Source organism: Campylobacter sp. US50a, assembly GCF_004379015.1.
Lineage (GTDB): Bacteria > Campylobacterota > Campylobacteria > Campylobacterales > Campylobacteraceae > Campylobacter_D > Campylobacter_D jejuni.
This window is the reverse complement of record NZ_RYYJ01000060.1, coordinates 1-628: the sequence shown is the minus strand read 5'-3', so window position 1 is coordinate 628 and position 628 is coordinate 1. Positions and strand designations below refer to the sequence as shown.

Below are 628 nucleotides of genomic sequence, written 5' to 3'. Positions count from 1 at the left end.
CTAACTCTAAGCAATCTTATTTTATCATCTTTTTTATAAAACACTTTAAAAACTTCATCACTTTGTTTGTGTTTTACTATATCATCTAAAGTAGGACTATCTATGAATTCATATTCTTTGGTAAAATCTTCATTTAAAACATCGAATAAATCTTGTTTATAAGCATTTGATGAATGGGGATCGCAAGAATGAACATCAATAATATAATCTTGTATATTTTTTTGCATAGCAAATCCTTTAAAAAATAGTATAAATTTTTATTTTTAGAATGACTTAAAATCTTTTTTTAATTTTTATAAATATTAAGGATATTATTTTTTTATATTATGTTGATGATCTTTTTTATCAAAGTCATAAAATGTAACAAATATGGCTACGGCTGTTGCAAAAGCTAAAATAATATATTGTCCTAATGAATGAGATAAATCCATATTGTTTCCTTTGTAATATGTTATTTTAACATATAAATTATAATAAAAAAGAAAAAAATAAAATGAAAATAATAAGAAATTGATTTTTTATTATTTATTATGATAATCTTATTTGAGTACTTTAAAAAGCTTAGAGTATAAAGTGTTGTGATGTAGCTTTTAAAAAGAAGAATAAAAACAAAGAAGCAGAAAACACC

At 21.0% G+C, this 628-nt stretch carries 1 protein-coding gene; it reads right to left on the bottom strand.

Annotation, left to right across the window (positions count from 1 at the left end; genetic code table 11):
• Positions 1-227: hypothetical protein (locus ELQ11_RS09645; RefSeq protein WP_134225305.1), on the bottom strand; the 227-nt coding region annotated here is incomplete at its 3' end.
• Positions 228-628: the final 401 nt, after the last annotated feature.